A 7,533-nucleotide genomic window follows, 5' to 3' on the forward strand; every position below is an offset into this window, starting at 1 on the left:
ATGATGAATTCAGGAGATTGCTTATAGAGAATGGTGTTGAGTTTAATGAAAGATACCTGCTTTAATCTGCTTCATTCAACCCCGCAGGCGGGGTTGCCTCGCTCATATATGCCTTTTACCCTGAGTTTGCACTCAGGGCTATTCACATTATAGCCCTTCGGGCTTTCTTGGCACCTCAAAATATTAATTAGCCTGAGAAAATCTCCTCATCTCATAAAAGGAATTTTAAACCCAACAGGCGAAGCTGCCGCCCCGGACCAATAAACCGCTTAATATTTCTTCATAACCTTTATCAGCATACCGGCAATAACTGCATAGCCTTTATCGGAAGGGTGCAACCCGTCATACGTCATATTGATAGCGCCGGGCGGATAAGGATATTCGTCTGTATCCGGGTTAAAAGGAATGCCAATAAAACCAGGATAGGCATAGTTTTTATAAGCGCCTGTTTGCGGGTCTTTTACACGTTTATAATGTACAAGGTTCCGGTAGTTCATGCCGCTTTTATAATAAAGGTCAACAAGGCTAATATGTTCATATTTTGCAATGGCAATAACAGCATCTGCAAACCGGGAAAGCATTTGCCCGTTCTTTGCTTTATACGAGCCCCATGCATTGTTTTTCATGTTGTTGATATATACAAAATCCAGGCGTTGCATGGGTGTTATAAGCATGATCTTCGCATCTTTATTCAGGCTGCGCAGTTTATTAATGATGATGCGGAACGAACCATACACGGTACTGTTGCCGGTATTGTTTTTATAGTCATCCATAGTGCCCAATGCACGGCCCGCCCACCAGTCGTTCGTTCCAAGAAATACAGAATATATATCTGTTTTTGCAAGACCGAGCGATTCAATCTTATCTGCAATGCCGCCTGCTGTCCAGCCGTTATGCCCCTGGTTGATATAATGCATATAAGGCAGCTTTTCCGTAACCCTTGTCATGTAGCCCCTGGTAATGCGGTTAGCGGTTTCATCTGCATGTTCATTCAGGTAAGTGATGGAATCGCCGATGGCCGTCCATGTAATCTCTTTTTTTGTAAACGAGGTGGTTATGGCTGCAATAACAAGTATAAATAGAAATCGCTTCATGTGATTGAATTTACATAGTAAAATTAGCCGCTCTGTTCCTGCCGGCCGGAATTCAGGCCGAAGATAATTTAAACCTGTAAAGAAAGGTTTGTTCTAAAAAGCCTGCGGCAAGGCCCTGACAGAGGTAACCGTATTCATTGTATTTTTAACCGTTCAAACTTATCTGTCAGTAAGATAAAATAAACGTGTTGCTGCGCCTAAGCATCAGGGCTAAATGGCCGGAGAAATCAACAGCACAACAGCTTAATCAAGACGTATGGACAAATATGCTGAAACCGACGAAAAGGGTTCATGAAGGCAATTGAAAAATAAATATGATACTGAACAATATCTTTTTTCTTGATTTTCCTGCCCGACTGATTTGGTCAGCCGGGGTTATTTTAAAATATCTCTGATACAATAAATACTCACCGCATGATGCACAATAAAAAACACTTCATTTTATTAATTACAGGCTTTCTCGCTGTTACTGTTTCAATAGCCCAAAATGAAACTGTGAACATTGTAAAGGAAACTGGTGAAAAGAAGATCAACATCTTCATAGGACAGAAACTATTCACCAGTTTTTTGTACCCGGATACACTGGAGAAGCCTGTACTTTATCCTGTTTATACCGGAAAGGGAACAATGATCACAAGAGGATTTCCCTTTCATCCGCTTCCCGGCGAACCAACAGACCACCCGCATCATATTGGCCTTTGGTTCACCTATGAGAATGTAAATGGTTTGGATTTCTGGAATAATTCTTATGCCATTCCCGCTGAAAAAAAGCATTTATATGGCTGGATAAAAACAGACAGCATTATTGAAATGTCCGGCGGAGATAAAGGCGTGCTGGCATACCATGCAAACTGGACTAATCAGGCAAATGATGTTTTGCTGGAAGAAACCACGCGGTTTGAGTTTAGCGGTAATACCCATTTGCGCATTATAGACAGGCTGACGACATTAAAAGCCAACAAGGATATTCTCTTTACTGATGCTAAAGATGGCATGCTGGGATTAAGAGTGGCGCATGCGCTTCAGATTCCGGCCACAACAGATCAACAATTCACAGATGACAAAGGCAATATAACCATTGTGAAAAAGAGTGCAGACAGCATTGCCAATGGCAATTATATAACCAGTGAAGGAAAAGAAGGAGACAGCGTGTGGAGCACAAGGGCGGCCTGGTGTAAGATGTACGCCCGTATAGGAAATGATTCTGTGAGCGTTTCCATCATTGATCATCCGTCCAATGTTAATTATCCCACCTTCTGGCATGCAAGAGGCTACGGTTTATTTGCCGCCAATCCTTTGGGAGAAAAAATATTTACCAATGGCAGAAGTGAAAAAAATCTCCGGTTACAAAAAGGGGAAATAATCCGGTTTTATTACAGGATAGTTATACAGGAAGATAAAGCAACAATCCCTGCATATCAAATAGACAAAATAGCAAACGAATTTGCAAAAATGAGCCCCGGTAACTGATAAATAAGGAAATTTTATAAGTTTTTATGGGAAGCAGGATTAATGCACCTGATTGTATAAAGCTGCATCTGGCATCGCAGGCATTTCTTATAATAATGGCGTTCGGGAAGCTGCCATCGGTCTGACGCTTCAAAGCATCTGACCGCGTTACTTCTATCCGCAGCTTTTCCAAATGCTTGTTTTACGCCACCGCCTTTGCATGCAGCACTACTACCTCATGAATAAACTTCATTTTATTTTTAACGGCTTCCGATATAACGAAAGGATAAATGTCTTTTAGCCCCATGCTCCTGTTCAGGCTGTTCATGGCAAACGTAAGCGGTATCCATGTATGGAAAATGGCCTCAAAATCTTTAATTGCATAAGGGTCTTTCTTTATTTCAGCCTGCATTTTCTGCGGGTCAGGCACGAGGGGGTTTACGCTTAACCCAAAAGAATAAGCCGTTTCCAGCGTATCAATTATATGCAGGTAATGCGCCCATGTTTCAGCCCAGTCTTCCCAGGGATGCGTGGTGGCATACATGCTGATGTAGCTTTCATTCCAGTTAGCAGGCGCCCCTTCATTATAATGTTTTTGTAAAGCCTGGGCATAATCCAGGCTGTCGTCTCCAAAAACCTTCCTGCAGGCCTCAAGGTTAGGCGTATTGTCAATAAGCCTGTCCCAGTAATAATGGCCTATTTCATGCCTGAAATGCCCCAATAATGTACGATACACTTCATCCATTTGTTTGCGCGCCATCTCCCTTTCAATATCATCCGCTTCTTCTATGTTCAATGTAATAACACCGTTGTCATGGCCGGTTAGCACACGTTCCGAAACATTGCTGGATTCATTTGCCTTAAAATCAAATACAAGCCCTGTTTGCTCATCCTGCTGCTTTGAAATTACAGGCAGCTTCATGCGCAATAGCTGGTAAACCAGGCGATGCTTGGCTATTTCAACAGCTTGCCACCGGTTCAGGTATTCCGGGTTGCTCAAATCCGGTATCGTTCTGTTGAGTGAACAGGCTTTGCAAAAACCAGTGGCATCATCTGCCGCAACCAGCCAGTTGCAAACGCCATATTGATAATTGCTGCAATATCTATACAGCTGTTTTTTCTTTCTCCGGGTTACGGAAAACAGGCCATTATTTTCCACAGTTAATGCCAGCGGCTGCATCGTTTCCACGTTAAATCCCAGTGATGCATTGCAATGGATGCAGAAAGTGTTTTCAAAATATACCGGATGGTTACAATTCGTGCAGGTAAATAGTTTCATAATTGCCGTAAAATTACAAACGGTTTGCCAGAATATAAGTTCCGGCAGTTCATGCGGTTTGAGAAGTTTACTTGTTCACGGGTTTCAGAAGTTCACGGGTTAATCAACAGCATATACAGGACAAACGGTATTTATTCAATGAATAGCAGCATACGTATTATAAGCGTTATAATAAAATTATAGGGCTGCATTATGGTTTAAACGGCGTTGCTGAGAAAATATAACTTACGGGCAACCATAAGGCCTGCGGGCGGTAATATTCCGGGTTGAATTTGTTATTTACACAATTTTTAATGCAGGGCTCATAACCATTGATGGAATAATGAATAAGCAATTCATCTCTGTCATTCATGCAATCTGCATGTGCAATGGGCAAATAGAAGAAAGGGTAGTGGCCTTGCACTGTATCACTGATGGTGTAAATGATTTCAGGCTTTGAAAACGGCCCTGTAGCATTATCGCTCAGGGATGCATAAATATGTTTGCCGCCATCGCAGGCAACGCTGAATTCAGATGAAAGCGCCAGGTATTTATCCTTCACCTTTGATACAGTGGTGCTGTTGGGTAAAGCTTCCATAACAGGTTTTGCCTCCTCCATTTTATTGCTCCACCATGTGCCGTTCCAGTACTTCCATCCGGCTGGATTATTTAATGAAAACCTTGCCACATATACATCCGCCGATATGAATTTTGCTTTTGTGCCATAGATATAGGCATAGCCATTTGCTGTATCTTCAATCAGTCCGCTGCCAAACTGTATGCTGTCAGTGCCCGGCAATTTTTCTATGCCAATAATTTTTAATGAGGGGTATAAAAGCTTTATCCAAACATCGTTCCCTGCTTTGGCAAAGCCCAGGCCGCCGTTTGCATTTTTCATATTCATGCCGTAGATGAAAATGGTATCATGCAATTGATAACCGCAGCACGGCCAGAAGAAATGGCTGGGATCATTCTTATCTTTTAAGAAAGTTTTGTCGCTGCTTTTATCATCAGTTAAAGAAATGGCATGCGCACTGTTCCAGTCGTTAGCTGATGGTTGCAATAAGGCGCTGTTTCTTGCCTGGAATAAGCAAGGCACTGTTTTGGTTATACTGTCATAATGATCAATATAACTGTCGCCAAACAGCCATAAAATTTTATTATCATTCAGATGAATGGTATAACCGCCATCCATTGCTACAACGCCTGATGTGCGTTTAAAAAAATTTGTTGCGGCTGTATCTTTATAAACAACAATTTCTTTTTCTACGCCCCAGTTTTTATTTGGCTGACCGTCCATCATTAGCTCAAGCCTGCCGCCATGCATTATATCAAAGTAATCAATATAACATTTGTTATAAGGCCTGCCATTCAGCCATGCACTTTGTATATACATATTGGATGGGGAATTGTTTTTTGCGATGATGGAAAATGTTTTGCCATCCGGCAGGTGTATATCAGCCTGCCTGAATAAAGGGCTTGCAATCTCCATTCTTGTACTGCCCGGGCACACAGGATGAATGCCCATGGATGCAAGCACATACCAGGCGCTCATCTGGCCCACGTCTTCATTGCCCACCAGGCCTTCCACAGAATTGTGGTATGCGCTGTCGCAGATAATGCGCGCCCATTTTTGTGTAAGCCAGGGTGCACCCAGCCGGTTAAATAAAAAAGGCACATGGTGCACCGGCTCATTGGCATGGTTGTAATAACTGTTCCATGAAAAATTTTTTGGTGTTTTGCTGAAGAAATCTTCCAGGTCGGCAATTGCTTTTTCTTTACCGCCCATTAATTTAACCATGCCTTCCACATCATGCGGAACAAACCATCCCTGCTGGTAAGGATTGGTTTCAAATGTGCCATACCAGTCGGTTAGGCGCCCGTCTTTTGGCCAGGGCTGCCAGGTGCCATCTTCGTTGCGCGGCCTGAACCAGTTGTGTTCTGCATCCCAGGTATTCTTATAATCCAGCGAACGGTTAAAATATTTTTCAGCATCCTCATCCTTATGCAAGCCATGGGCTATTTGCGATAAGCACCAGTCGTCAAAAGCATATTCCAAAGTCTTTGCAATGCTGCCGGGAGCATATCCCAAGCTGCCATTGCCGAATTTTTCATTGGTGTTTACTGCATACCGGTAAGCCTTATCTGCATCATAATTGCGGATGCCTTTTATGTAGGCATCCGCCAGTACCACAACGGCGGGATTGCTCAGCATGCAACCGCTGTAAGCATTCAGCAGTTCCCATCTTTCTAAGTAATTGCTATCCGTTTCATCAGCCAGCGTTACCAGCGAATTGATCATATCATTCACCAGTGTTGGGTTGATGATGGTTTGTAAGGGGAACTGGCTCCTGAAAACATCCCAGCCGCTGAAAATAGTCCGTTTGTTAAATGTTGTTGCATGATAGATTTTATTATCGCCGCCGGTATAGCTGCCATCCACATCTGTTACAATACGGGGATCAATCATGGTATGGTAGAGCGCCGTATAAAAAACAAATTTCTGTTCTTCCGTGGCGCCGTCAATCGAAATAGCTTTCAGGGCATCATTCCAAAGCTGAACTGCATTTTGATGAACGTTATCAAAACGCCAGCCTTTTATTTCTGCTTCAAGGTTCTTCTTCGCGCCATCCATGCTTACGAATGATATGCCTGCCTTCATTAAAACCTGTTCATTTGCCTTTGTTTCGAACTCCGTATAAAAGCCAAGATGTTTGCCTTCTTTTTCTTTAATATTATTTTTAACAACTGCATTGGCGATCCATTGCCGGTAATAATCACTTTCTATCGCTTCCCGCTTGCGGCTCGCCGTGTCAGGGATATTGGCGCTCCACACACCATAATCTTTTAAAGGCTTGCTGAACTGCGTATAGAAATAAACGGTATAGTTAGCCTTGCCGTCGCCATTGCCCCAGCCGCCGCCACCAGGCGTGCATTTCATCCACCCTTCAATCGTATTATTGTTTACAACTTTTACATATTGTAATGTTGATGTGCCGCCCACCCTTCTTGCCAGGTCAATCTGTATGCGTGATTGTTTGTTTGCAGGAAAAGTGAAACGCAGCATGCCGCTGTGTGGCGCGGCTGTCATTTCTGCTTTGATATTATAATCTGTTAGCTGAACGCTGTAATAACCGGCAGATGCTTTTTCGCTTGCTTTATTGTAACGTGAACGATAACCGGTACCGGGCTTATCATCCAGTCTGCCTGAAGATGTTTTCAGTTTGCCCGTTGTGGGCATCACCAAAAAATTACCCAAATCACCATACCAGCCAATGCCACTCATTTGTGTGAATGCAAAGCCCTCAATGCTGTTGTGTTCATAACTGTAGCCGGAACCGTTATCGCCGCCGGTAATGGTATTCGGGCTAAGCTGCACCATGCTATATGGCGTGGTTGCGCCGGGAAAAGTTTTGCCAAGGCCGTGGTAAATGCCAGCCTTGCCGGCACTGGTGCTGGCGCCTATAAAAGGATTTATATAATCTGCCGGTTGCTTTGTTTGTGCATGAGCAACAACGATAAAAAAACAGAACAGAATGAATGAAAAATTTTTCAAAGGCAAAAGTTTATGCAGTAGCAAAGAAGACACTTTACAATGGCTTTACCGCTATATTATACTAAGTTGCTTTAATAATTCCGAAATTAAATTGTAGTAAAGATATCAGCTCATCCAATTGATATTCGAGATTAGAGAAGAACTGCTCAATTGCCGATTGAAACTCCTCAAAATAC

At 42.9% G+C, this 7,533-nt stretch carries 4 protein-coding genes; 1 reads left to right on the forward strand and 3 read right to left on the reverse strand.

The annotated features are described in order from the left end of the window. Positions 1–269: 269 nt before the first annotated feature. Positions 270–1,094, reverse strand: a complete 825-nt coding sequence (locus QM629_RS19255) for an SGNH/GDSL hydrolase family protein (RefSeq protein WP_415161536.1) — start codon at positions 1,092–1,094, stop codon at positions 270–272. 414 nt (positions 1,095–1,508) lie between these two features. Between QM629_RS19255 and QM629_RS19260 the strand changes: the two genes are divergently transcribed. Next, a complete protein-coding gene (locus QM629_RS19260; RefSeq protein WP_415161537.1) occupies positions 1,509–2,564 on the forward strand; it encodes a PmoA family protein in 1,056 nt (351 codons plus the stop codon). Positions 2,565–2,745: 181 nt separating this feature from the next. Here the strand turns inward: QM629_RS19260 and QM629_RS19265 are convergent, their stop codons facing one another. Next, positions 2,746–3,822 carry a putative zinc-binding metallopeptidase gene (locus QM629_RS19265; protein ID WP_415161538.1) on the reverse strand — a complete coding sequence of 359 codons (1,077 nt, stop codon included), beginning with the start codon at positions 3,820–3,822 and terminating at the stop codon, positions 2,746–2,748. A 190-nt stretch (positions 3,823–4,012) separates the two neighbouring features. Beyond that, the gene (locus QM629_RS19270) at positions 4,013–7,390 is read right to left on the reverse strand and encodes a GH92 family glycosyl hydrolase (RefSeq protein WP_415161539.1); all 3,378 of its coding nucleotides are present in this window, start codon (positions 7,388–7,390) and stop codon (positions 4,013–4,015) included. Positions 7,391–7,533: the final 143 nt, after the last annotated feature.

The sequence above is a fragment of the Parafilimonas sp. genome (assembly GCF_047606085.1).
Classification (GTDB): domain Bacteria; phylum Bacteroidota; class Bacteroidia; order Chitinophagales; family Chitinophagaceae; genus Parafilimonas.

Excerpts from the sequence above, each read along its gene's own strand:
- QM629_RS19255 (WP_415161536.1), bottom strand. The coding sequence starts at position 1,094 with ATGAAGCGATTTCTATTTATACTTGTTATTGCAGCCATAACCACCTCG.
- QM629_RS19260 (WP_415161537.1), top strand. The coding sequence starts at position 1,509 with ATGATGCACAATAAAAAACACTTCATTTTATTAATTACAGGCTTTCTC.
- QM629_RS19265 (WP_415161538.1), bottom strand. The coding sequence starts at position 3,822 with ATGAAACTATTTACCTGCACGAATTGTAACCATCCGGTATATTTTGAA.